The sequence below is a fragment of the Chryseobacterium sp. FH2 genome, assembly GCF_001045455.1.
GTDB lineage: Bacteria > Bacteroidota > Bacteroidia > Flavobacteriales > Weeksellaceae > Chryseobacterium.
Genome location: NZ_LFNE01000012.1, coordinates 32,757 through 53,617 on the forward strand (window position 1 = coordinate 32,757; position 20,861 = coordinate 53,617).

23 protein-coding genes and 1 pseudogene are annotated in these 20,861 nt (G+C 31.1%); 12 read left to right on the plus strand and 12 right to left on the minus strand.

The annotated features are described in order from the left end of the window. Nucleotides 1–9: 9 nt before the first annotated feature. On the plus strand, nucleotides 10–1,359 hold the full coding sequence (locus ACM39_RS16430) for a RagB/SusD family nutrient uptake outer membrane protein (protein ID WP_165585126.1): 1,350 nt from the start codon (nucleotides 10–12) through the stop codon (nucleotides 1,357–1,359). 52 nt (nucleotides 1,360–1,411) lie between these two features. Here the strand turns inward: ACM39_RS16430 and ACM39_RS16435 are convergent, their stop codons facing one another. Together ACM39_RS16435 and ACM39_RS16440 are read right to left on the minus strand one after the other, a co-directional pair. After that, nucleotides 1,412–1,642, minus strand: a complete 231-nt coding sequence (locus tag ACM39_RS16435; RefSeq protein WP_131701473.1) for a hypothetical protein — start codon at nucleotides 1,640–1,642, stop codon at nucleotides 1,412–1,414. A gap of 365 nt (nucleotides 1,643–2,007) precedes the next feature. Continuing rightward, a complete protein-coding gene (locus ACM39_RS16440; protein ID WP_048512140.1) occupies nucleotides 2,008–2,436 on the minus strand; it encodes a MauE/DoxX family redox-associated membrane protein in 429 nt (142 codons plus the stop codon). A 397-nt stretch (nucleotides 2,437–2,833) separates the two neighbouring features. On the opposite strand from ACM39_RS16440, the gene ACM39_RS16445 reads away from it, so the two are divergent. The 4 genes from ACM39_RS16445 to ACM39_RS16460 all read left to right on the plus strand — a co-directional run bounded on the left by ACM39_RS16445 (nucleotide 2,834) and on the right by ACM39_RS16460 (nucleotide 6,322). After that, on the plus strand, nucleotides 2,834–4,498 hold the full coding sequence (locus ACM39_RS16445) for a helix-turn-helix domain-containing protein (protein ID WP_048512141.1): 1,665 nt from the start codon (nucleotides 2,834–2,836) through the stop codon (nucleotides 4,496–4,498). Nucleotides 4,499–4,673: 175 nt separating this feature from the next. Further along, entirely contained in the window at nucleotides 4,674–5,213 is a 540-nt protein-coding gene (locus ACM39_RS16450) for a Crp/Fnr family transcriptional regulator (RefSeq protein WP_048512142.1), read from the plus strand. A gap of 51 nt (nucleotides 5,214–5,264) precedes the next feature. Beyond that, the gene (locus tag ACM39_RS16455; RefSeq protein WP_048512143.1) at nucleotides 5,265–5,618 is read left to right on the plus strand and encodes a bleomycin resistance protein; all 354 of its coding nucleotides are present in this window, start codon (nucleotides 5,265–5,267) and stop codon (nucleotides 5,616–5,618) included. 161 nt (nucleotides 5,619–5,779) lie between these two features. Continuing rightward, nucleotides 5,780–6,322, plus strand: a complete 543-nt coding sequence (locus ACM39_RS16460) for a DUF421 domain-containing protein (RefSeq protein WP_048512144.1) — start codon at nucleotides 5,780–5,782, stop codon at nucleotides 6,320–6,322. 56 nt (nucleotides 6,323–6,378) lie between these two features. Here ACM39_RS16460 and ACM39_RS16465 read toward each other — a convergent pair whose 3' ends face one another. Together ACM39_RS16465 and ACM39_RS16470 are read right to left on the minus strand one after the other, a co-directional pair. Next, the gene (locus tag ACM39_RS16465) at nucleotides 6,379–6,861 is read right to left on the minus strand and encodes a DUF6265 family protein (protein ID WP_048512145.1); all 483 of its coding nucleotides are present in this window, start codon (nucleotides 6,859–6,861) and stop codon (nucleotides 6,379–6,381) included. Nucleotides 6,862–6,941: 80 nt separating this feature from the next. Continuing rightward, nucleotides 6,942–7,757: a helix-turn-helix transcriptional regulator gene (locus tag ACM39_RS16470; RefSeq protein WP_048512146.1), complete on the minus strand. Its 816-nt coding sequence runs from the start codon at nucleotides 7,755–7,757 to the stop codon at nucleotides 6,942–6,944. Between the two features lie 668 nt (nucleotides 7,758–8,425). Between ACM39_RS16470 and ACM39_RS16475 the strand changes: the two genes are divergently transcribed. Continuing rightward, complete coding sequence (locus ACM39_RS16475) at nucleotides 8,426–8,686, plus strand: helix-turn-helix domain-containing protein (protein ID WP_048512147.1); 261 nt, start codon at nucleotides 8,426–8,428, stop codon at nucleotides 8,684–8,686. A 25-nt stretch (nucleotides 8,687–8,711) separates the two neighbouring features. Further along, nucleotides 8,712–9,032 (plus strand): hypothetical protein, encoded by a 321-nt coding sequence (locus ACM39_RS16480; RefSeq protein WP_228377133.1) that lies wholly within the window; start codon nucleotides 8,712–8,714, stop codon nucleotides 9,030–9,032. Nucleotides 9,033–9,113: 81 nt separating this feature from the next. Here the strand turns inward: ACM39_RS16480 and ACM39_RS16485 are convergent, their stop codons facing one another. Then, nucleotides 9,114–11,666: a P-loop NTPase fold protein gene (locus ACM39_RS16485; protein ID WP_048512148.1), complete on the minus strand. Its 2,553-nt coding sequence runs from the start codon at nucleotides 11,664–11,666 to the stop codon at nucleotides 9,114–9,116. Nucleotides 11,667–11,770: 104 nt separating this feature from the next. On the opposite strand from ACM39_RS16485, the gene ACM39_RS16490 reads away from it, so the two are divergent. Further along, entirely contained in the window at nucleotides 11,771–12,673 is a 903-nt protein-coding gene (locus ACM39_RS16490) for a hypothetical protein (protein WP_048512149.1), read from the plus strand. Nucleotides 12,674–13,543: 870 nt separating this feature from the next. Here the strand turns inward: ACM39_RS16490 and ACM39_RS16500 are convergent. Beyond that, nucleotides 13,544–13,765 (minus strand): hypothetical protein, encoded by a 222-nt coding sequence (locus ACM39_RS16500; RefSeq protein WP_048512151.1) that lies wholly within the window; start codon nucleotides 13,763–13,765, stop codon nucleotides 13,544–13,546. A gap of 559 nt (nucleotides 13,766–14,324) precedes the next feature. Further along, on the minus strand, nucleotides 14,325–14,585 hold the full coding sequence (locus ACM39_RS16505) for a hypothetical protein (RefSeq protein WP_048512152.1): 261 nt from the start codon (nucleotides 14,583–14,585) through the stop codon (nucleotides 14,325–14,327). Nucleotides 14,586–15,012: 427 nt separating this feature from the next. On the opposite strand from ACM39_RS16505, the gene ACM39_RS16510 reads away from it, so the two are divergent. From ACM39_RS16510 to gwsS, 4 genes are all read left to right on the plus strand, one after another. Further along, a complete protein-coding gene (locus tag ACM39_RS16510) occupies nucleotides 15,013–15,831 on the plus strand; it encodes a GLPGLI family protein (RefSeq protein WP_048512153.1) in 819 nt (272 codons plus the stop codon). Between the two features lie 52 nt (nucleotides 15,832–15,883). After that, complete coding sequence (locus ACM39_RS16515) at nucleotides 15,884–16,105, plus strand: hypothetical protein (RefSeq protein ID WP_048512154.1); 222 nt, start codon at nucleotides 15,884–15,886, stop codon at nucleotides 16,103–16,105. A gap of 92 nt (nucleotides 16,106–16,197) precedes the next feature. Then, nucleotides 16,198–17,136 carry a grasp-with-spasm system ATP-grasp peptide maturase gene (gene gwsG / locus ACM39_RS16520; protein ID WP_048512155.1) on the plus strand — a complete coding sequence of 313 codons (939 nt, stop codon included), beginning with the start codon at nucleotides 16,198–16,200 and terminating at the stop codon, nucleotides 17,134–17,136. 162 nt (nucleotides 17,137–17,298) lie between these two features. Continuing rightward, nucleotides 17,299–18,396, plus strand: a complete 1,098-nt coding sequence (gene gwsS, locus ACM39_RS16530; RefSeq protein WP_048512157.1) for a grasp-with-spasm system SPASM domain peptide maturase — start codon at nucleotides 17,299–17,301, stop codon at nucleotides 18,394–18,396. A 200-nt stretch (nucleotides 18,397–18,596) separates the two neighbouring features. Here gwsS and ACM39_RS19660 read toward each other — a convergent pair. The 5 genes and pseudogenes from ACM39_RS19660 to ACM39_RS16545 all read right to left on the minus strand — a co-directional run. After that, nucleotides 18,597–18,758, minus strand: a pseudogene (locus tag ACM39_RS19660) (IS3 family transposase); the annotation flags it as partial. Between the two features lie 41 nt (nucleotides 18,759–18,799). Further along, a complete protein-coding gene (locus ACM39_RS19285; RefSeq protein ID WP_165585127.1) occupies nucleotides 18,800–19,120 on the minus strand; it encodes a DDE-type integrase/transposase/recombinase in 321 nt (106 codons plus the stop codon). A 38-nt stretch (nucleotides 19,121–19,158) separates the two neighbouring features. Continuing rightward, a complete protein-coding gene (locus tag ACM39_RS18940; RefSeq protein WP_165585128.1) occupies nucleotides 19,159–19,395 on the minus strand; it encodes an IS3 family transposase in 237 nt (78 codons plus the stop codon). 110 nt (nucleotides 19,396–19,505) lie between these two features. Then, a complete protein-coding gene (locus ACM39_RS16540; RefSeq protein WP_048512158.1) occupies nucleotides 19,506–19,796 on the minus strand; it encodes a transposase in 291 nt (96 codons plus the stop codon). Between the two features lie 134 nt (nucleotides 19,797–19,930). Next, nucleotides 19,931–20,851, minus strand: coding sequence for a helix-turn-helix domain-containing protein (locus ACM39_RS16545; protein WP_048512159.1), 921 nt, complete (start codon nucleotides 20,849–20,851; stop codon nucleotides 19,931–19,933). Between the last annotated feature and the right edge of the window lie 10 nt (nucleotides 20,852–20,861).

Sequence of the window (20,861 nt, forward strand, 5' to 3'; positions counted from 1 at the left end):
ATGATAGAAATGAGAAAAACTAAAATACTTTTAATATCATTATCATTAATTCTGACCTCATTTGGATGCAGTGATTTTTTAGACGAGAAGTCTGACCTGAAGCTGGCAACTCCCGATAGATTGGAAGACAACCAGATGCTTCTCAATAATTATGGTTTCCTTAATGTGGATTTTGCTTCGAGTGGAGAAACAAGTTCGGATGACTACTATCTTACGGATGCTGATTACAATGGCTTAAGCTTCGAGGCGACCAAACGTCTTTATACGTGGATGCCTGATAATGTTGCACCTCCTATTTCATCAGGAAATGATTGGTCTACTTGCTACAGGAGCATTTATATCTGCAATGCCGTTTTATTCAATATGCAGGACAAGAACTTTACAGGAGAACAGGCAGATAATATCAGAGGACAGGCGCTGGCACTTCGTGCTTTCCGCTATCTGGATGCAGCGCAGATCTGGTGTCCTGCTTATAATCCTCAGACCGCAGGGACAAATCTAGGACTTCCACTAAGACTTGACCCTGATATGAATATCCCATCAGTACGCTCAACGGTCAAACAAACCTATGATCAGATCATCAGTGACCTGCAAACTGCAATACCGCTACTTTTGCCTAAGCAGATTTCTGGTATGCGTATATCGAGAGCGGCAGCTTACGGTCTATTGGCTCGTACCTATCTATTTATGGGGGATTATAACAATGCACTTAACAATACTCAGCAGGCACTCAGCATTAATAATGAACTGATGGATTTTAACACCCTTAATCCCAATATCGAATATCCAATCGAAGAAATGAGTAAGGAAATTCTTTTGTGGGCAGCTATGAAATACGAGTATCATCTAATTCCTACAAAGATTCCTGACCATATTTACCAGATGTATGATAACAATGACTTACGCAAAACCGTATTTTTTAATAAGAATACTGCTAATGAAGTTTTATTCAAAGGCTATTACAACAATGTCAATGGACCGATAGTAAGTGTTGCAACAGATGAACTTTACCTTATGGCTGCAGAATGCAATGTAAGGCTGAATAAAATTCAGGAAGGTATGGGGTATCTCAATGACCTACTTGTCAAAAGATGGAAAACTGGAACTTATGTTCCGATAACAGCTGATTCACAAACAGATGCTTTAAATATTATTTTGAAAGAAAGAAGGAAAGAGCTTTTGATTCGTGGACTAAGGTGGTCTGATCTGAAAAGGTACAATCGTGATGGTGCTAATATTGCACTTACCAGAACTGTTAACGGGAAAACCTATATATTGGCACCCAATGACCTGCGATATGCCATAGCCATTCCCGAAGATATTATTACGCTTACAGGAATGCCTCAGAATCCAAGATGAAAATAATAGGGTTGGCTAAATATTGCCAACCCTACTTTTTAAAAGAAAATTATTATGGTCTTCTTTCTGTCGGATGAATAGCAAGAACTTGATCGTTGGTCAAACCACTAATTACATCCCCCAAATCACTTCCATCTGGAACAGTCATCGAACAAGGTCTGTTACCTGATATCAGACAAGATGGACTTGTTCCTTCCACCCAATTGCTTACATTTTGGAAAGCACCTTCTGCAGTACTTGTGCTATTGTAGTAGAATTGTTTGTCAGCCACCTTTTTTTCCATCACTTTAAAGGACATCACAGCCCCTGAGAATATCACGGCTGCAATCGCTACCGCATTAACTTTCAAAATTTGATTAAGTTTCATAATTCCGGTCTTTTTATAGATCAAAAAAGATTACCTTAAAAACTTTAGAAATCTGTCTGAGAAGTAGAATTGAGTAAGTTAAGTCATTTAATTATACCCATAGATTAACGAATCTTGTCGTACCAAAATCCTATTCTTCATATTCTCAAACAAATTGTTGTTAATAAAATCATTTTAGAGTTTCGGATTGTTAAACAGCTTTCGGCTGTCTAATTTTAAGGTTGAACATTAATAGCAAATTCAGTCACGATCGATCACCCGTAAATAATACGGTAACATACTTATTCAGCAGGCCTGCTGTATTTTAGATTTATACCTAAAGCGATAACAGAAAGGATTACACAGCCAATATTGAAATACAAATGCTGATGCCAGCTCATTTTCTCCAATAGTCCACCGCACGAACAAGGTAGATTTTTACTTGTCCTTAGTAGTAAATCGATATATACCGTGAAAATGAGCATCAAAACAAAGCTTCCTATAAGTCCTAGATTTCTGGTTTTTAAGTAGCATAACAATCCTGCAATAAGAAATTCAACAATGATTATCGTGTAAGGCAGGAATTGCGAGAATCCATTCAACAATGGTGATGCTGAAATCTGAACCTGGAAATTCTCAAAATCCAATACCTTACTGATAGCTGCATAGCAAAAGAGAATAACAAAGAAAATGCTTACCGCAAATGGTATTATTTTTTTTAAATATTTCATGACATTAGTTTATTGTTGACAGTATTTCTGTGTGAAGTATATGTCTATTTTTCTTACCATTACTGACCAAATGTAAAACAGAAATTCAACAAAAAAAACGATTTAAGATGCCTGTTTCCTATGTCTGATGCCAGTTTATAAACTGATTCTCTATATCAAAATCCCAGAACGACATAACTGTAGGCTATAGTTTTTCATAAAAGTGATTATAAGTTGGATTTAGATATTGTGCTTAAAAAGACAAATGATGCTTATTCATCACATCAAATGTTATTTTGTGTGAATAAGAACCGTGATCGATAGCATTTTGGTTATGTAGTTTACAAAACACTTGGATATTCCATAAAAAATAACGTAATTTTATAAAACGTTTTAATAAAATGAAGGTAACGTGCAGATGTTCAGGTTGTTTATATTGCTTTTGGTTTCCACTGCGGAATTATGGGTTGCGCAGAGCAAAGACAATGTGGCCTATCATCAGATCAGAAAAAAGTATGATCACCACAAGGTTAATGATATTACAGCACTTTCTTACGTTGACCTTTTAATTGCCCTCGCGAAAAAAGAAAAAAATTATTCTGAATTAACATATGCATACCAAGATGCCCTGAATTTTGAGCCATCAGGATACCGCAAAATGATGTATGCAGACAGTGCAATAACTTCTGCTCAGCATAGTTGTAATAACGATCTTATTGCCTCTGCTTATCTTGGAAGAGGAATTGTGTCTTACTTTAATTTTAAAAACTACCAACCTGCATTGGATGATTATATCGAAGCATTATCCTACGCCAGATATAGCACTAGCCAATATGTAAAGTATAACATATTATATCATCTGGGTGTAATGCAGAGTTATCTGGGATATTATGATGAGGCGGTCAGTCAATTTGAGGACTGTTCTGCTTTCTTTAGACAGGAGATTTTGAAAAATAATTCCCCAGATACCCTGTACAATATGTGCAAAGGCTATTATAACAGTTTACATCAGCTTATCTATTGCTACCAGCAAATGGGAGATGATGATAGTGCCGACCACTTAATTGAAATAGGCAAGAGGGAAATACCCAAAGATTTAGATTTCGCCCAGTTAAGAGCTGTTTTTTTCAAATCTAAGGGTATTTCTGAATTCCGTAAGGGAAATTATGAGCAAAGTATTGCCGATCTCAATCGTGCACTTCCGGAATTGGTCAGGGTAAATGACTTTGCCTGGGTATCGGTGATCTACTTTTATCTGGGAAAGAATAAATTGGCTCAGCACCATCAACAAGAATCCTTTACTTTTTTTAGAAAAGTAGATTCTATTTATCAGAAACATTATTTTTTCTTTCCTGAGCTTACGGAAAACTATAAGATTTTACTGGAGAATGCCCGTAAAAAATCAAATATAGATGAGACTTTATCTTTTGCTGATACCCTCCACGAAATTGAAAAAATGAACATAGAAGACAGACATTACCTTTCTACGAGGTTTGAATTGGAAGAGATAAAGATTGAATATTCCAGTATTGCCCAACGTTACAGGAGCATCTTCGCTGGCGTTGTAGCTGTCTCTATGCTCTTATTTGCGTTCACGGTCAACACTTATCTGGAAAAAAAGCCTGAGAAAAAGTACGGTATGGTCTTAGCAGGTGTGGATATTAATGAACTGGAACCCGATGTCTCACCACCAAAATGGACATTGAGTGCAGAGATTCAAAACAGAATTCGGAAGAATCTACAGAAATTTGAAGATGAAAAAGAGTTTTTGGAACCGAAACTGAGTTTGAAAAAAATTGCAATAAGAGTAGGGACAAACCCTAATTATCTATCTGCCTACATTAACACAGAGAAAGGAATGCACTTTAACCGTTACCTAAGTGAGTTGCGCATCAAGTATATTGCCGAATTACTCGCAGAAGATCCTATAGCAGCTCATCAGAAAACGGAAGTTCTTGCCAAGTTATGCGGAATTGCGTCCAGCTCAAACTTTCTAAAACTGTTTTCAGAGATTTATGGAATGCCACTGCAAGAGTATCAGCATCAGTGCAGAGCGAAGTTTACTTCGAATGACAGATTTTAATTAAATCGTGTTGGATGGATGTACAACACTTCTCAAATCGTAAAGTTTTCAGGTATCTACATTTTAGACATTACCTAAATCAATTTCATAGATTTTCTCTGATTCAAGAGATTGAATGAATTGAAACGAAGCGATTATTGTGTAAATTTGATAGCTAATCGCTAATTATTGGTATATGCTAAGAAGTTTAGGAGTTTTTTCGGATTTTGAACTGCAATTATTTAATCAAAATATTGAAACTAAAATCTTTGAAAAAAATGAAGTTCTACTTTCTGAAGGTGAAATTTCAAAATCGATTTTTTTTATCAAGACCGGAGCTCTTTTTCAATTCCAAAAGATAGATGATGAAGAAAAAATTATTGATCTGAATATTCAGAATGATTGGGTTTTCAATTTTGATAGTTTGACGAATCAAATTCCTTCCAATACCATTATAAAGGCATTTGCTAAATCTGAAGTTTTAGAGCTAAAACTGGAAAGCTTACATAAACTGATTTCGATCTCTCAAAACTTTTTGCAACTCAACAAGATCTTCAATTCGTTGTCTGCTAAAATTCATATTTATGACAGCAATCTGAATCCGACTGAAAAATATAATTACCTTCTTAAAAACAAATCTCAAATCATTAAAATTTTTCCTTTAAATATGATTGCTTCTTATTTGAAAATGCGCCAGGAAACTTTGAGCCGGGTAAGAGCTAATGTGATTTTTTGATTTCAATCAAGTGTTGCTTCGAGATTAATTATAGAAATTTGAAAGAAAAAAATGTTTACTGATATTATTGCAAAATTGCCAATGAGGCAAAAAGAATTGACTTCAGCTTTTTATAAAAAATTAGGCTTCACCGTTTTCGGAAATGAATTTGATCATTATTTAATGCTACAGAAAGATAATCTGCAATTGCATTTTTTTGAATTTAAAAATCTTGTTCCGGACGAAAATTATGGACAGATCTATATCCGGACAACATCCATTGAAAATTTGTACAATACTTTTATTGAAAATAAAGTTCCAATACATCCAAATGGAAATTTAGCGGAAAAACCTTGGGGACAAAAAGAATTTTCGATTCTTGACCCCGATAATAATTTGATAACTTTTGGAGAAACATTAAATTAAAAGTTCTACAATATTAATTATGCGAATAGCTTTTACAGGTTTCATAGAGCCGGAAAAACAACTTTGACGAAGAGATTACACTGTAAAAATTGTGTGAAGATCATTTTCATTCCAGGTCATTTTTGGCATTATTTTATCAACATTAATGATAAAAATAGTAAATGAAAGATTTGTTATTTCAAAATTGGGAAAAACTTGGACAGGTCGCATTGATGACTATTGCCTCTTTTGTCATTCTATTCCTTTTCATCAGGATCTCAGGAAAAAGAACTTTGGCTAAGTTCAACGCTTTTGATTTTGTGGTCACTGTTGCTCTGGGTTCCACATTGGCCTATATGATGCTTGCGATGGTTCCTTTAGCAGAAGGTGTAATGGTCTTATTTCTGATAATAGCATTACAATACCTGTTCGCGAAATTGGCCAGTACATCCGATAAGATGGAACACCTGATCAATTCCTCTCCACGTTTACTGTTCTATAAAGGCAAGTACCTCAAAGACAATATGAACGCCGAGGCCATAACGATTGACGAGATCAACGCTGTAGTACGTCAGGAAGGAATTGAAAGGTTAGACGATGTTTTGGCAGTCGTCATCGAGCTCAATGGTGAGATTAGTGTCATCAAAAAATCGGATACTCCAGGCGGTAAAAGTTCTTTAGAAGATCTTGATATCCCTGACGGTCAGCGAGTAGGTGATCTGTAGAATTTTTGCAGTTATATATTTGAATTTATCGAATTAACCTGAGCTTATCTACATTTTTACCTTTTCACTCTTTTCATTGGAAAGGTCTGGTTGCGTTTCTGTCCGTTTTTTGTTCCTGAAATTTCGGCTATCAATGAATCGGAAGTAATTTTTGTGTAAGCAATGATCTGCGGAAAGTCATGCTGTGGGTTTTCAAAGACCAATTGATTTTCTGAAATTGCTTTGGCGACAAAACGAACAGGCAGACCTTCATTTTGATTTCTAACAGTTGGAATGTAAAACAGGCGGTTCTTTTCCTGCACTATCCGGATATTTTCAAAAACAATCGTGTCTTTGTCTTTGACACTATAACTTTTCCCCGAAAATTTTTTATCTCCTAATTTGGTCCAGGTTTCATAGATACTGCCTTTCTGGGTTTTATTTTCCCAGATACCGATCAGCCATTCAGCTTTTTGAATGTCTTTTTTCTGCTTTATTGTCCAGGCATTAAAAATAATCAAACCGACTACTGTAATAAAAAATTTTGCTCCTGTTCTCATAATTTTACCTAGTTAAATGAATTGTCATTTAGCAAAGTTGCGATGTTTTTGAAAACTAAAATTGTAAAAATGGGACAAGTCTAATCCGTGCCGTAAAAAAGTGAGGACATCTTAAGGTGACTACCGTAAAATTCTTTGGGCGTAGATCCTGTAAATTCTTTAAAATCTTTGATAAAGTGCGCTTGGTCGTAATACTCGTTTTCGTAAGCCAGTTCTGCAAGGTTGGAGAACTGATCGTTCAGCAACATTTTGAGTGCAGCCTGCAATCGAAACGTCCTGGATAGTTGCTTAGGACTGAGGCCAATGGCTGAAGAAAATTTGCGTAACAATTGTCTTCGATTGATTTTAGAGTCTCTGGACAGTTCATCGACCGAGAGTTGTCCATTGGCTGTTACAATAGTTTCAACAGTTGATTTTACAATGCGGTCAATGGTTTCGATGTCGGTCAGTCGATTAAGTAAAAATATTTCAATAAGCTTTCTTCTCTCTGAAGTAGAATTGGCATTTAAAACCTGTTGCTCAATTTCCTGTCCTTCCTTTCCAAATAGCTTTTCCAATGAAACAGATGTATTTTCCATCTCTTTTATGGGAATGGTGGTAAAAGGCAAAAATCCTTCGGGATGAAAGCGAACGGAGAAAATTCCTGTCTCGCCGGTTGGCTGAATCTCAAGCGGCCGTGTCAGTTGTCCTATGACAAAACACCTGGGCTGGATAATGCTATTCCCATTATTTAAGTATTGTTTGTATGGATCTCCATAATGAAAGATCATCTCCATACATCCGTCAGGAACGATGATTTGCTTTTCAGGCGTTTCTTCTTTCGGGCTTTCTAACGTCCAATAACATTTGATAAATGCTATCAATTCCTGATTCGGTTCAAATGTCTGGTAATTCATCTGGCTTCTTTTGACAGAATTATTCTACTTAAAACTTCAAAGTAAATCAAATATAATCAATCTTTGTATAAACCTGCGTAATGTAAATACAGGTCAATCGGAATAACACACGTTGTGCTTGTTTTACGCACATTTCACGGGTAGATGCGTAAAATAGATACAAGTTATACGCCGACCTGTGTAAAAAGGATACAGGTAAATCCAAAACCTGCGTAAAAAAGATACATATGGACTACCTGATAAAAATGGCAATTTTCCTTTTTCTCATTTTAGAGCTCTGAAAAATAAGTTTACAAAAAACAAATATTGATTTTCAATCAACTACGATTTTAATGTAATTTCTTTTTCCGATTTTTAGAACTCTGAAAAACAACATCCATTTTAACAGCAAGATGTGTCTTTGTATATACAAACTTTTCAAGTTTTATATCCAAAGACTCTCTTGCCTTTTTTGCAAAAAGGGGAAAAACTGCGGAACTTGTTTTTTTATTTTCCTTGAAATCAGGTTTAAGATTCCAAATTAATCCAATTTATTCTTTTTTAATCTCCAAAGATTCCAGAATCATCCAGACTCATCTTATTTAGCCCGGCTACGATTAAAACTATTGTTTTCAAAGTTTTCATGTTTCAACTTTGTAGAAGAAAATTTAGTCAAAAATGAAATAGCTATGGTCGTAAACCTAATCACCAAAGAAGACCTTCAGGAATTTAAAACCGAATTGCTGGAAGACATACAAAATTTATTTCAAATAAAGATTTCCCAGCAGAAATTATGGCTGCGTTCGTCAGAGGTCAAAGCAATTCTGAAAATTTCTTCCGGAACATTGCAAAATTTACGTATCAACGGAACCTTATCTTACACCCGTGTCGGCGGAACACTATATTACAATTACAAAGACATTGAAAAAATGTTGAAGAAAGAGCAATGATACTTCACAATACCGAAACCAAATTATGAATTATATCAAACACCTTACAGTTTTCTATGAAAAGGTGGCTCAGGATCATACACTTAATCCATCACACATCAGCCTCTATTTAGCCTTATTCCAGTTCTGGAATTTCAGCCGTTTCCGAAATCCGGTCAGTATTTCCCGCGATGAGGTGATGCGCATTAGTAAAATCCGTTCAAAAGCCACCTATCATAAATGCCTGAAGAATCTCCATTCTTCGGGCTATATTGGTTATCATCCATCCTATAATCCTTTTTTAGGAAGTCAAGTGGTGATGTTAGATTTTGCTGGGGAATTGAGGCCTGCATTAAAAAACAAATGAAAATTTATTTTTTTCAATTTAGTACTAAAGCATTTTTTTACTACTTATACATTAATCAACAAAAAAATATTTTTAATTATTTCACTGATAAACAAAAGGTATATTTTGAAATTTATGATTTATGCCTAACCAATTATTCTCTTTAATTTTGTAATAGATATCTTTAAATTCTTTCGTTAAATCAGTTACGTCCACCTTATCAAGATAAAGTTCAAAATTTTCGATTGTTCCAAATAATTTTTCAATAAATTCTTTTCTGATTATAATTAGTTTTTCAAAAGGTATTTGCTCTATAAAAACTAATGTAAATTCCTTGCGATTAAATTCATTTGTAATATAGTCACGTAAAGTAGTCTGATATTTTTCAGTTGAATTAAGGTGTTTTGTACTGTGATAAAATCCCCAAAAATCCCAGTCCATTGGTCGTTTGTTTTCAATATGTTCATAAAACCATTGTTCTAATCTCTTTTGCATTTCTTCTTTATTGAGTGGGAATTCCATTCCATATTTGGGATCATAAGGGCCATTTAAAGCAGAAATCAATAACTCTCTTTCCAGTCGATGAGGTGGTAATGAAGAATTTAGTAGTTGATTAATAAAATCCTTGTACTCATTAGGAGTACTGTAAAATCTTAGCTGAGTATCTTCAGGTTGTCCGTTAATTTCTATTTTATCCCTTAGATTCCTTGTATCAAAACCGATAAGAAAATCACCTTTATTAGATTTTGATTGAGCAAATACTAAAATTGATTTCAGAGTATTTTCAAATTCTTCTCTGTTACTAAAATTTTTCAAAGTTTCCAATCGATATTTAAGATCATCTTCTTTTCCTTCTGTAATCCATTTCTTGATAGTCGCGTCTCTTTCTTGATCCTCCGAAGTTTGAATAAACGTTTTGAAATCACTTTCAGAAATATTGATTTCAAAAATAACATTAGCAAAGTATCTTTCAAATTTATTAGCCTGATCTACAGAAAGTAATTTATCTGGGTCACTTGAATATCCAGAGTCAAAAACACTTCTTGTTAATTCAGAATAATCAAATAAGTAATTTACAATTGCAATTGCCATTTGCTTATCTTCCTGTCCAATTTTTTCTTTAAGAAATATATTTTCAATTAATTCCTCAACAATTTTAATTTCTTTTTCTTTTCCGTCCTTATCTTTTTCTTTTCTAGTTTTTAAAAATAAATATCCTTTGTTTTCGGCTAGAATTTTTTCTTTTTGTGTATAGATTAGCCTATATATTGAGGGATATTTTAATTTTAGAATTTCAAGATAAATCATATCACTGAAATTAATATCAGAAAAAATATTTTTATAGTTAATAACAATTGAATTGACTAATTTCTTTACTTCTCTTAAGTTACTTATAACCTGTGTGAAATTACTTTGCGCTTTTCTAAATCGAAAAAGATCATCAATGTCTATAAATCCGTTATTTATAGCGTAAGATACCTTATCAATATATTCTGGCCCAATTTTCTCAATTAATAAATTTTTAAATGTATTTTTAAGTAATACTGGATCAAAATATGGAAGCGAAAGTTCTATGTTTATAATTTTGTCAAGATAATTTCTTTCGTGAAAATGATTAACATTATCAATACTGTTGTTAACATAAGACCTATCATAGGCAACAATGAAAAATATATTTGTGAAATTGGCGGAATTTCTGATTAATTTTAATATTTCAAATATCTCTTTATTATCTAATCTGTCAACATCATCAATAATAATGATGATTTTTTGATTAAGCAATTCTAATTTTTTATTTATTAATTTAAATAGATTTTCTAAAGATGGCGTTTTCTCATTAAAAAAGGGAATATAGGATATAAAATCTTTTAATAGAGAATTTTGAGTGCTAAGTAATCGGTTGGAGTATTCGTCTAAATCCTGATTTAGACCATCCTGTTCGATATGTTCCGATAGAGTATTAAAAAAATCTTCAATAAGAACTTTTTTGTCAAAACCCATCCAAGGATTGTATTCTATGATGATATGTTTTGTTTTTTCAAGTCCTCTTTTTAGTAAATTGAGGGTAGATGTTTTTCCTGTTCCCCATTCGCTGTTTATACCTATTGTAAAAGCCTTTTGAAAATTATTGTGATCAACTATACTGTTTAATTTGTCTACTAAAGGTTTTAAAGAATTACCTAACAGATCTTGATCAAAATCTTCAATCGCATTATCTTCAAGTAAAGTTTTACTCTTTAACTTAGAGTTATTAGGAAAAAAAATTTTTATATAATTTCCTAGATTTAAAAATAATATCAAATAAATTATGTCTGCATAAAATAGATCATAACCAAAATATTTTGCCAATTCCAACGGGAGTAATTGAAAATCTGAAAAAAATCTTAAATGACTATAATATAATGTTATTAGAAATAAGATAAATGTTTTTTTCTGATTGGGATAGGATGTTTTACAACTATTTACTTGCGAACAAGAATAAACAATAAGTATGATTGAGAAAATAAAATCAAGAATATAGCTTGATTTTATTTTTGAAAGATAATTAATAAATTTTATTTCAATTATATAATCAAATATTCCAAAAGATAATATTGCTATAAATGTGAGAACAAAAAATTTAATTACTTTATCTATTTTTATTTCGTCTTTCATTTTATGAGTATGGTAATGAATATTTATTTAAATTTAAATAAATTAAATTGTTTTTATACATTCTTTGCTAATGATTTCAAACTCCAAAAAAACATAAATCTATTATGGGAACAAAAATTTCTTATTCCAATCTTACGAAACAGCCAAAAGAAGAATTGAAATCAGTACGTAAAACATTAAGAGAACAGGAAGTTTATAAAGCAAAATCTGAAAAAGATGTTAAAAGAGCTTTGAAAGATCCACTTAACCATTACATGATGATAACAAATAATGGTGTTTTTGCAATAAATAAAATGAAATACAAAGGTGAAACTTTCACATTGTTAGAAGGAAATCCTGTAACATATTATTTTTCTATAGCCTATGATATTTTACCCCAAATTGATGAAGCCAGAATGTTTCTTATGGATAGTTTAAAGGGTAAACAAAGTGAATATAGATGGAAAAGTTCAACAGCTTTTAGTTATATTTTCAAAGTAGGCTCGATAGGTGTTATTTTTTCTTTCTTAGCTCTCGAATCTTTTATAAATCAGTGTTTGCCCGATTTTGCAAAAGTAGAATTTGAAGGTAAAAAAGTTGATAAGAATACTATTCAGCGGAGACTTTCATTTGAGGATAAGTTTAAGACAATAATTCCTGCCGTTACTTCTAAAAATTTTATTGAAGATCATCCAAGGAAAGCGCAAGTAATTATTAATATTAAAAAATTACGTGATGACTTAATCCATTTGAAAGAAAATAGAATTATGGGATTTGTTGCTTATGAAGAAATTAATAATAAAATACTGAATCTTGATTTAAAAAAAATTGTAAATACAGTGAAATTTTACATCAATTATCATACGCCTAAAACAATTCAAAATTATAAGGAAATTAGAAAAACGGGCAAAGCCAGAATTATAAGGCAGGAATTTGGTGAAGATGAAAATGGCAAGTTCGTCAAACAATATTTTGAAGAAGTAATAAAGGAATTTATGGCAACAAAATTTAATAATGATATAAAATAATATTTTTAGCTATTTCCTTTTAGTCAAAAGCAAAATTAAAAATGTTTTTATACTTGTTATGAAATATTCTTACATATTCTAATTTTAAAAAATGTAGTCATCAAAATAAAAAACAGAAACCAAAGATACTTCGCTTCCCAGTCCAACAGCTAAATTATGTCAAGGTCAAGTCCTCCGGATTTTCAGAAAAAGTTTTTGCGTATAAAAATCTACGCAAAAACTTTTTCCAAAAAAACCTTGACAGAATGCCACGCTCATTTTCAAATGGCTTTCTTTTTTTCTTTTTTTCGGTTTTTTCTTCGTTTTCTTTTAGAAATATTTCAACTGAGAAATTTAAGGGCGCGAAGAGAAGGACTAAATTCTTGGTTTAAACTTAAAAAAACTTGTTCAAATTTTGGTCTTTTTACTTGCAGATTTGAGCAGAAATTTTTAGCTTTACTACGTAAAATTTAAATTAGGATTTTACCACTTTTTTGCCAATGTCCTATTTAGGGCCATTCACAGAGATGCTACAACAAACGCTTATCAATAAAGCGGTGAGGAATGGGTACAAAATCCCTCACTCTCCGCAAATGCTAAATGAAACCTACTGATAATCAGTTGGTTTTTGTTTTTATTAGATTATTTTGTCCCACATCTTCCCCACATTTGTTATTCTACAAAGTTAATTATTTTTAGATTCTTTACTATATTTAGCAAATATTTGATAGGTAAATCTACAGCTATACATCTTGAAAAATTCAGAAATAAAAAATATTTCATTTTTCTTTAAAATAAATAAAAATTTTGATTTAAAAAAGAGAGGGTACACCAAAATCAAAACAACGGGAGGGGGATATTAAATATATGGGTAAACACAAAACATAAATCTTATATATCTAATAAATCCATTGTTCCCTGTTGTTCAGTTATAACAGAATTTTCAAAGTTTTTAATTCTATTGCTAATCTCGTTGTAAATGTTTGAAAAGTCTTCAATGACTCTATTGTTTTTGAAGAAAGTTAATACAATAAGTTCCTTAAAATCTTGAAGGCTTATATCAACCTCTTTATCTATCATTTCTTCATCTTTATTTTTAAGGTATTTCTTCACTTAATTCTTTTACCTTTCTAAAAATAGGTTCTGTTGATTAGTGATAAGCCAATAGATAAATTCATGTTTTTATAATTGAGGTTTTATTTAATAAATTATTAAGTATATTTAAATTCGTGTCACCTTTTAATTTATATCAGGTTCCTTTAAAGCCTTAATAAACTTATGTATCTTGCTGTAATTGTTAGAATCCATACTTATTTTCAATGCTTCATCAGCAATAGTAGCTTTCTCAAGCATTGGAATGATATACGATAAATAATGCTGAAAATATGAGCTAATATCCTGTTCATTAACAGCTATTTGTATCCACTTTTAGCAGCCTTAGAGATTATTAAAATACCTTTATATCTTAAATCTCTTATACTAATTCTAATATTTTCTAAGCTCACTTCAAGATTCAAAACCCTTTTTATTTCATCTTTTAACTCATAAGTTTCTGTTAATCGAGTTGGGAATATTCTTGATATGTACTCTAAATGATTTACTATAATACTTTTAATCTCGTCAATATTTTCCTCTTTAAACCTTTCTATAGTTTCTAAAACGCTACTATATATTAGTTTCGAGACCTTAAAATTATCTTCATCTTCTTCCTGATTAAGATTTGAATTCTCTTTGAAAAGTTCTTACTTATTGCTCTATTGCTAGCTTTAATTATATTTCCATTTAGAAATTGCTGACTAATGTAAGTTCTAACTTCTCTAGCCTTTTGTAAATCTGATTCTTTAATAAGAACACAAGCATAAATGAAATGATTTATACCATCATTTTTTGAAGGTGTTCCAGATTCATCACCAAATAAATAATATTTCTCCATCTCTTAGGTTTTCGTGTGGTTATTAATCAAAGATACAAGAAAAACAATATTTAATGTTTTCAATTACCATTCTTTGATAAAAGATTCATAAAATTAAACTCTAAAAACTTATAATATTAATTATTATTTTATGACATGATGTAAATCAAAAGGATTATTAATTCGAAATTTATTTAAATTTTGTTTTAGATTTAATTTTTAGCATATTTAAAGCTTGTAAAAGCTTTTATATATAATAAACTAATATATTTAATAGTCTTATTTGTTAAAATATTTAACAATTATGATAAGTATTTAGTGAAAATTCAATCAACATTAATAATATTATAAATTTTTCACAAAACTTTGATTTTTTTATTTTTTCACATTGTGGTGTATTAAAAAAAATAATATATTTGAAACCTAAATGTAAAATACTCAGTAATCAATGTATAAAGCAGTCTTTCTTTTTTTATGTATTTCATTAATGTCCGAAGCTCAAAATAAACGTTTTGTATATGAGTATAATTTTGCACAAGATTCAACCCACATTGAAATCAAGACAAAAGAATTGTTGAATCTGGATATTGGAAAAGAAGGTTCAAAGTTTTATGCTTCTGAGATTTTAGAACAAGATTCTTTAGTAAGAATCAAAGAAAAGCCAATGGGGAAATATCCTTATCAAGGAATAAAGTTTTTAGATGTAGTTATAAAAAAAGACCCAAGTTCTGAGATGAACTTTTACACTAATTGCTTAATTTATTATAATGTAAACCTAAATAAAAAACTTGAATGGAAAATTTTTCCAGAAAAAGAGAAAATTTTAGGATACTCTGCTCAGAAAGCAATCACCACATTATACAAAAGAAAATGGACAGTATGGTTTACCACTGATATTCCAATACAAGACGGACCATACTTATTTCAAGGTTTACCTGGTTTAATAATAAAAGCAGAAGATGAGAAAAAAAGTATCTCATTTAATCTGATTGGAATAAAATCATTAAATCATTTTGATATAAATGTAGTTCCTTATTTCTTTAGATTTAAAACAGTGCAGATTAATGAAAATGAGTTTAAAAAGGTCATAAAAAATTATTTCGATAAACCTTCACGACAGTTGAGTGATGCGGGTAATGATAATCAAGTTTTTTATCTTGAGGGAAAAGAAGTTTCAAGTTCAGAGTTTTATAGAGCAATGGAACAAAACAATAAAAATGCTTTAAAGAAAACCAATAATTTATTGAGATTCGATATTATAAGATAGGAGAAACCCGAAAATCCTTTTTAGAGTAGGGAAAACAAAATAAAATAATTTTATGAAAACAATTAAAGATTTCAAAAAAGACAATGAAAAAATGTGTCTTGACCTAAAAAAAGCATCAGCTACTACAGGAGCTGGTCCAAAACGTATTGAAACATACACTACGAATTTGGCAGATTATGGTGGTAGTGATTCTGAAACATGGGTATATGATGGAGGAACACCAATTTCTGGTACAATTACAGATAGTCAAGGTAACAACCATACAGTTCTTTAGTTAAAACTAAGTTAAGTATAAATTTCAGGCTTTAATCTACAAATATTGAATTTATTGATTAAAGCCTTTTCTGTTTAATTTATAGTTGTAAAATGATATTGATTTCATCTGATAAATACGATTACACAACAAATGATGTTATAGATTGGTTAATATTTTTTGATAAGCAATTTATTAGGCTAAATAAATTTGATGATTATCAAATTAGTTTTAATAATTTAAAATTAGAACTAGTATTTAAAGGTAAGATTTTAAATTTCAGTAAGTTAGATGGGTATTATTACAGAAAAGGGAAAATTCAGTATAAAAAAGATAATAATTCTATTGAGCATCTAAATGATGTAAATAGTGAACATTCTAAAATAATAGATGAATACATCAACTTTATTCTTGAAAATAAAGTTTCTATAGGTAAATATACTAGTGCTACTATTAATAAGTTAATTGTATTAGAAGTTGCAAAAAAAATAGGATTTAAAGTACCTAATTTTTATGTTCTTGAAAAAAAATCAGATATACCATCTTTATATGTTTGTAATAGGGAACTTATTACAAAAAATCATTCTAATAATTCTTTTTTTGAATGTAGTGATGGGCTTTTAATTTCCTATACTGCAATAATTAATAATATTAATCATAAAAAAATTCCTGAATCATTTTCCCCGTCACTTTTTCAAGAAAAAATAAATAAAAAGTATGAAATAAGAACCTTTTATCTGAAAGGAAAAATGTGGAGTATGGCAATTTTTTCTCAAAGTAATAATATGACCGAGGAAGACTATAGAAAAACCTCAAATGATATAACTAGAAATGTTCCTTATGCTTTGCCAACAGATATTGAAGAAAAAATTAAAAACTTAATGGATAAATTAAATTTAGACACAGGTTCAATAGATTTAATAGTAAGTAAAGAAAATGAATATATATTTTTAGAAATAAATCCTATTGGTCAGTTTGGTTGGGTATCATTTAATTGTAACTATAACATAGAAAAAGAAATAGCAAAATTTTTAGCCAATGAGCACTTATAAATTAATCAAAGAAATGAAGCTAAATAAGGAAAAGCTTCCTGCAACATTTTCTTTAATTGAAAGAGTTGATTACATAAATACTACAGTTTTAAAAATATATAGCCCATATTACAATGGTTATTTTAATATGAAAGTTTTTCATAAAAAGATTCACAGATTATTATGAATCATATAAAATTATTTGCTAATTGTTTAATCGTAATAGGAGTTAAGAATGCACTTTTATGTGATTTACAAAAAAATGAATCTGAACTTATACCAGTTGAAATAGCCAAGGTTTTACAATTACTAAATTCAAAGATTCCATTACAAGAAATTTTATATAATTATAATAGCGAAGAAGAAGCTATTATAAACGAATATATCGATTATGTAATCGAAAAAGGATATGCATTTTATTGTGATATGGAAGATTTTGACCGTTTTCCGAATTTAGATTATAAGTATGAAGTTGCTCATAGAATTACAAATTCTATTATTGAAAGAAATAATGAAAATATATTTGAAATTGGAAAAATTATTGATGAGTTAGAAAATTTAGGTTGTCAACATATTTCAATAGTTTTTTATACTGCCTTAACTAAAAATGATTTTATTAATATAGTTGGTCAATTTAATGATAGAAAACTAAAATCGTTTGATATTGTATCAAAGTGGAGTAATGAAATTAATAAGGAATTATTTAGAGTTTTCCCTATAAATATTCAATTATCACATTTAAGTTTTTTTGGAACACCCAATCATTTTGTTGATACTATCGTTTCTGGATATAATTTTAGTGTTTTTTTCTCTAATGAAGATGTTAGAAATTTTTCTAATTGTGGAAAAGTCAATATAAAGTCTTTTAATACAAACTTACCAAAAGTTCTTGAAGCAGTTAATTTTAATTCATGCTTGTACAAAAAAATATCAATAGATGTTAATGGGAATATTAAAAATTGTCCTTCTATGTCTCAAAGTTTTGGAAATATAGAGGATACAACATTGAAAAATGTCCTAAATCATTCTGAATTCAAGAAATATTGGAACCTTACCAAGGATTGTATAGAAGTCTGTAAAGATTGTGAGTTCCGATATATCTGTACAGATTGCAGAGCATATACTGAACAAACAAGTACAAATAAAGAAGGGTTGGACATTTCCAAGCCTCTAAAATGCGGTTATAATCCATATACTGGAGAGTGGCAAGAATGGAGTACAAACCCATTGAAACAAAAAGCAATTGAGTATTATAGAATGCAAGATTTTATCAAATCATAGGGCAATTAACTGCTAACTTAAAGATAATGATATGTATTTATTGGTGTTGAAGTAATTTATAATTTTATACAGAGTGATAAATATTGAAATTTTAAAAATAGTAATAACTCCTATTACACTTGCTTTAATAAGTGCAGAATGAACTTGTAACTATTTTTGAGACAAAATTTATATACTCTTTATGCTACATTTTTAAATGATTAGACATTAAATTTTGATACTCTTTTATGGTTAAATTTCCTAAAGCCGAATGCCTTCTCTGTGTGTTTGTAAAATGTTTCTATATATTCAAATACAGAGCTTTTGGCATGATCTCTAGTTTCATATTTATTTTGATAGACAAGTTCAGTTTTCAGAGTTTTGAAGAAACTCTCCGCTACAGAATTGTCATAGCAATTTCCTTTTACTCATCAATTTTTATTTCATTTAAGGTATTCGTGATGTGCTTCGCAATTCCGCTCATACTTCGAGTAATGTTTTTTCCGACTATTGATATAAATTCTGTGCATGCATACTGTATCCCTCTGTCTGAATGGAAAATTAAATTGTCATGATCCTGTAAAGGACGGTACAGTCGTGCCATTTTCAAGGCAGCAATACTGGTGTCTTGAGCCTTCATCGTCTCACTCAATGACCAACCTATAACTTTTCTGTCATATAAATCAATAACCGTCGTGAGATACAACCAGCCCTGACCTGTTCGGATATAAGTAATATCAGACACCCACACCTCTTTACTGCTTTTAACCTGAAAATTCTGATTTAAATAATTGTCAACAACAGGGTATCGATGGGATGAGTTGGTAGTCTTCTTAAACTTTTTTTTACAATACTTCTCAAACCTCTTTCTCTCATCAGCTTTGCAACAAAAGGGCGAGAAGCTTTTATTCCTTTTGATTCAAGTTCCCTGACAATTCGAGGGCTCCCATATCTGCCACGGCTCCAATGATAAATACTGAAGAGCTCCGCAGATAAAATAGTTCTTCTTTCTGATCGCATAGTAGGCTTTCTTTTCTTCCAATGATAGAAACTGCTCCTGCTTACCTTTAATACCTCACACATCTTCCCGACAGGAAACACTTTAGCGTGTTCTTTGGTAAATTTATATCTTACCCATCTCTCTTGGAGAAGATCCCTACCGCCTTTTTTAAGATGTCACGTTCTAGCTTTGTTTCTTCAAGTTCCTTTCGAAGCCTCAGTAATTCTTCTCTTATAGGATCGGAGGAAATTTGTTTTTCCTTTGTAAGTTTACCTTCTTTGTGAAGTTTTCTCCAATTGACTAGACTTTCTTTGCAGATACCCAATTCTTGAGCTACCGAAGAGATATTACCTCGTTGCTCACTTAAAGATACTGTCCCAATCTTAAACTCTAAACTGTAATTTTTTCTGATCTTTTTCATACTCTTAAAGTTAAAGAGTATAACAATCGTGTCCTAACAAAGGTAGCACCTCCAAGGATAGCATGTCAGCCCGCCTGACGCAAAACCGATGTTAACGGCAAGTGGCTTTTTGTCGTTCGTTGTTTGTCGTCTTTTTAGTTAAACGACTGCCGAAATTCCAAAGGCGATTGTTTTGTCTTTGTCTTAAACAACTTGCTGAACGATTGTAAATGTTCAAAGCCCAATTCGTAGGCAATTTCGCTTACGGATAAATCTGTTGTGGATAATTTTTCTTTCGCTTTTTCTATCAACTTGTCGTGTATGTGTTGTTGAGTGCTTTGTCCTGTCAATGTTTTGAGCAAGCTACGCAAATAAGTTGGCGAAACATTTAAGTTGTCTGAAATGTATTGAACTGTCGGCAGACCTTTTGTTATCAAATCATCGCTGTTAAAATAGTCTGAAAGTAGATTTTCCAAGCGGTCAAGAATTTGATGATTGGTAATTTTTCGGGTAATGAATTGTCGTTGATAAAAACGTTCCGCATAGTTCAAAAGCGTTTCTAAATGCGAAATAATAATGTCTTGGCTAAACTTGTCGATGTTTGCGTGATATTCGTTTTTGATGTTTTCTACAATTCCATTGACAACAACTTTTTCTTTATCGGAAAGAAACAATGCTTCATTTACATAATAGTCAAAGAATTCGTATTTCTTTATTTTTTGAGCTAATGATGTTCCCCATAAAAGGTCAGGGTGGATAAGTAAAATCCAACCCGAAAGGTCGTCTTCGGGACTTGCACCTGCGCCACGCAAAATTTGGTTGGGTGCAATGAAATACAACATTCCTTCGTCAAAATCATAGGTTTGCTGTCCGTAAAACAGTTTATTCTTGAAACCTTTTTTAAGTGAAATATAATAGAAATCAAACATTATACTTATTTCGGGAGAGTCTGTGCCGGGCAATTGAAGTGCAGCATAATTCAATACGCTTATGAGTGGGTGTTCGGGTTTTGGCAAGCCAAAAATCCGATGTGCTTCGGTAATTGTATTTATTTTTCTTGGTTTCGTGTTTGCCATAATGCAAAGT

Coding starts and splice junctions, on each gene's coding strand:
- ACM39_RS16480 (WP_228377133.1), top strand. CDS start 8,712: ATGAATTATATCAAACACCTTACAGTTTTCTATGAAAAGGTGGCTCAG.
- ACM39_RS16490 (WP_048512149.1), top strand. CDS start 11,771: ATGGGAACAAAAATTTCTTATTCCAATCTTACGAAACAGCCAAAAGAA.
- ACM39_RS16540 (WP_048512158.1), bottom strand. CDS start 19,796: ATGAAAAAGATCAGAAAAAATTACAGTTTAGAGTTTAAGATTGGGACA.
- ACM39_RS18940 (WP_165585128.1), bottom strand. CDS start 19,395: ATGCGATCAGAAAGAAGAACTATTTTATCTGCGGAGCTCTTCAGTATT.
- ACM39_RS16545 (WP_048512159.1), bottom strand. CDS start 20,851: ATGGCAAACACGAAACCAAGAAAAATAAATACAATTACCGAAGCACAT.
- ACM39_RS16445 (WP_048512141.1), top strand. CDS start 2,834: ATGTTCAGGTTGTTTATATTGCTTTTGGTTTCCACTGCGGAATTATGG.
- ACM39_RS16430 (WP_165585126.1), top strand. CDS start 10: ATGAGAAAAACTAAAATACTTTTAATATCATTATCATTAATTCTGACC.
- ACM39_RS16450 (WP_048512142.1), top strand. CDS start 4,674: ATGCTAAGAAGTTTAGGAGTTTTTTCGGATTTTGAACTGCAATTATTT.
- gwsS (WP_048512157.1), top strand. CDS start 17,299: ATGAATCATATAAAATTATTTGCTAATTGTTTAATCGTAATAGGAGTT.
- ACM39_RS16435 (WP_131701473.1), bottom strand. CDS start 1,642: ATGGAAAAAAAGGTGGCTGACAAACAATTCTACTACAATAGCACAAGT.
- ACM39_RS16465 (WP_048512145.1), bottom strand. CDS start 6,861: ATGAGAACAGGAGCAAAATTTTTTATTACAGTAGTCGGTTTGATTATT.
- ACM39_RS16515 (WP_048512154.1), top strand. CDS start 15,884: ATGAAAACAATTAAAGATTTCAAAAAAGACAATGAAAAAATGTGTCTT.
- ACM39_RS16470 (WP_048512146.1), bottom strand. CDS start 7,757: ATGAATTACCAGACATTTGAACCGAATCAGGAATTGATAGCATTTATC.
- ACM39_RS16505 (WP_048512152.1), bottom strand. CDS start 14,585: ATGGAGAAATATTATTTATTTGGTGATGAATCTGGAACACCTTCAAAA.
- ACM39_RS16475 (WP_048512147.1), top strand. CDS start 8,426: ATGGTCGTAAACCTAATCACCAAAGAAGACCTTCAGGAATTTAAAACC.
- ACM39_RS16455 (WP_048512143.1), top strand. CDS start 5,265: ATGTTTACTGATATTATTGCAAAATTGCCAATGAGGCAAAAAGAATTG.
- ACM39_RS16460 (WP_048512144.1), top strand. CDS start 5,780: ATGAAAGATTTGTTATTTCAAAATTGGGAAAAACTTGGACAGGTCGCA.
- ACM39_RS16485 (WP_048512148.1), bottom strand. CDS start 11,666: ATGAAAGACGAAATAAAAATAGATAAAGTAATTAAATTTTTTGTTCTC.
- ACM39_RS16510 (WP_048512153.1), top strand. CDS start 15,013: ATGTATAAAGCAGTCTTTCTTTTTTTATGTATTTCATTAATGTCCGAA.
- gwsG (WP_048512155.1), top strand. CDS start 16,198: ATGATATTGATTTCATCTGATAAATACGATTACACAACAAATGATGTT.
- ACM39_RS16440 (WP_048512140.1), bottom strand. CDS start 2,436: ATGAAATATTTAAAAAAAATAATACCATTTGCGGTAAGCATTTTCTTT.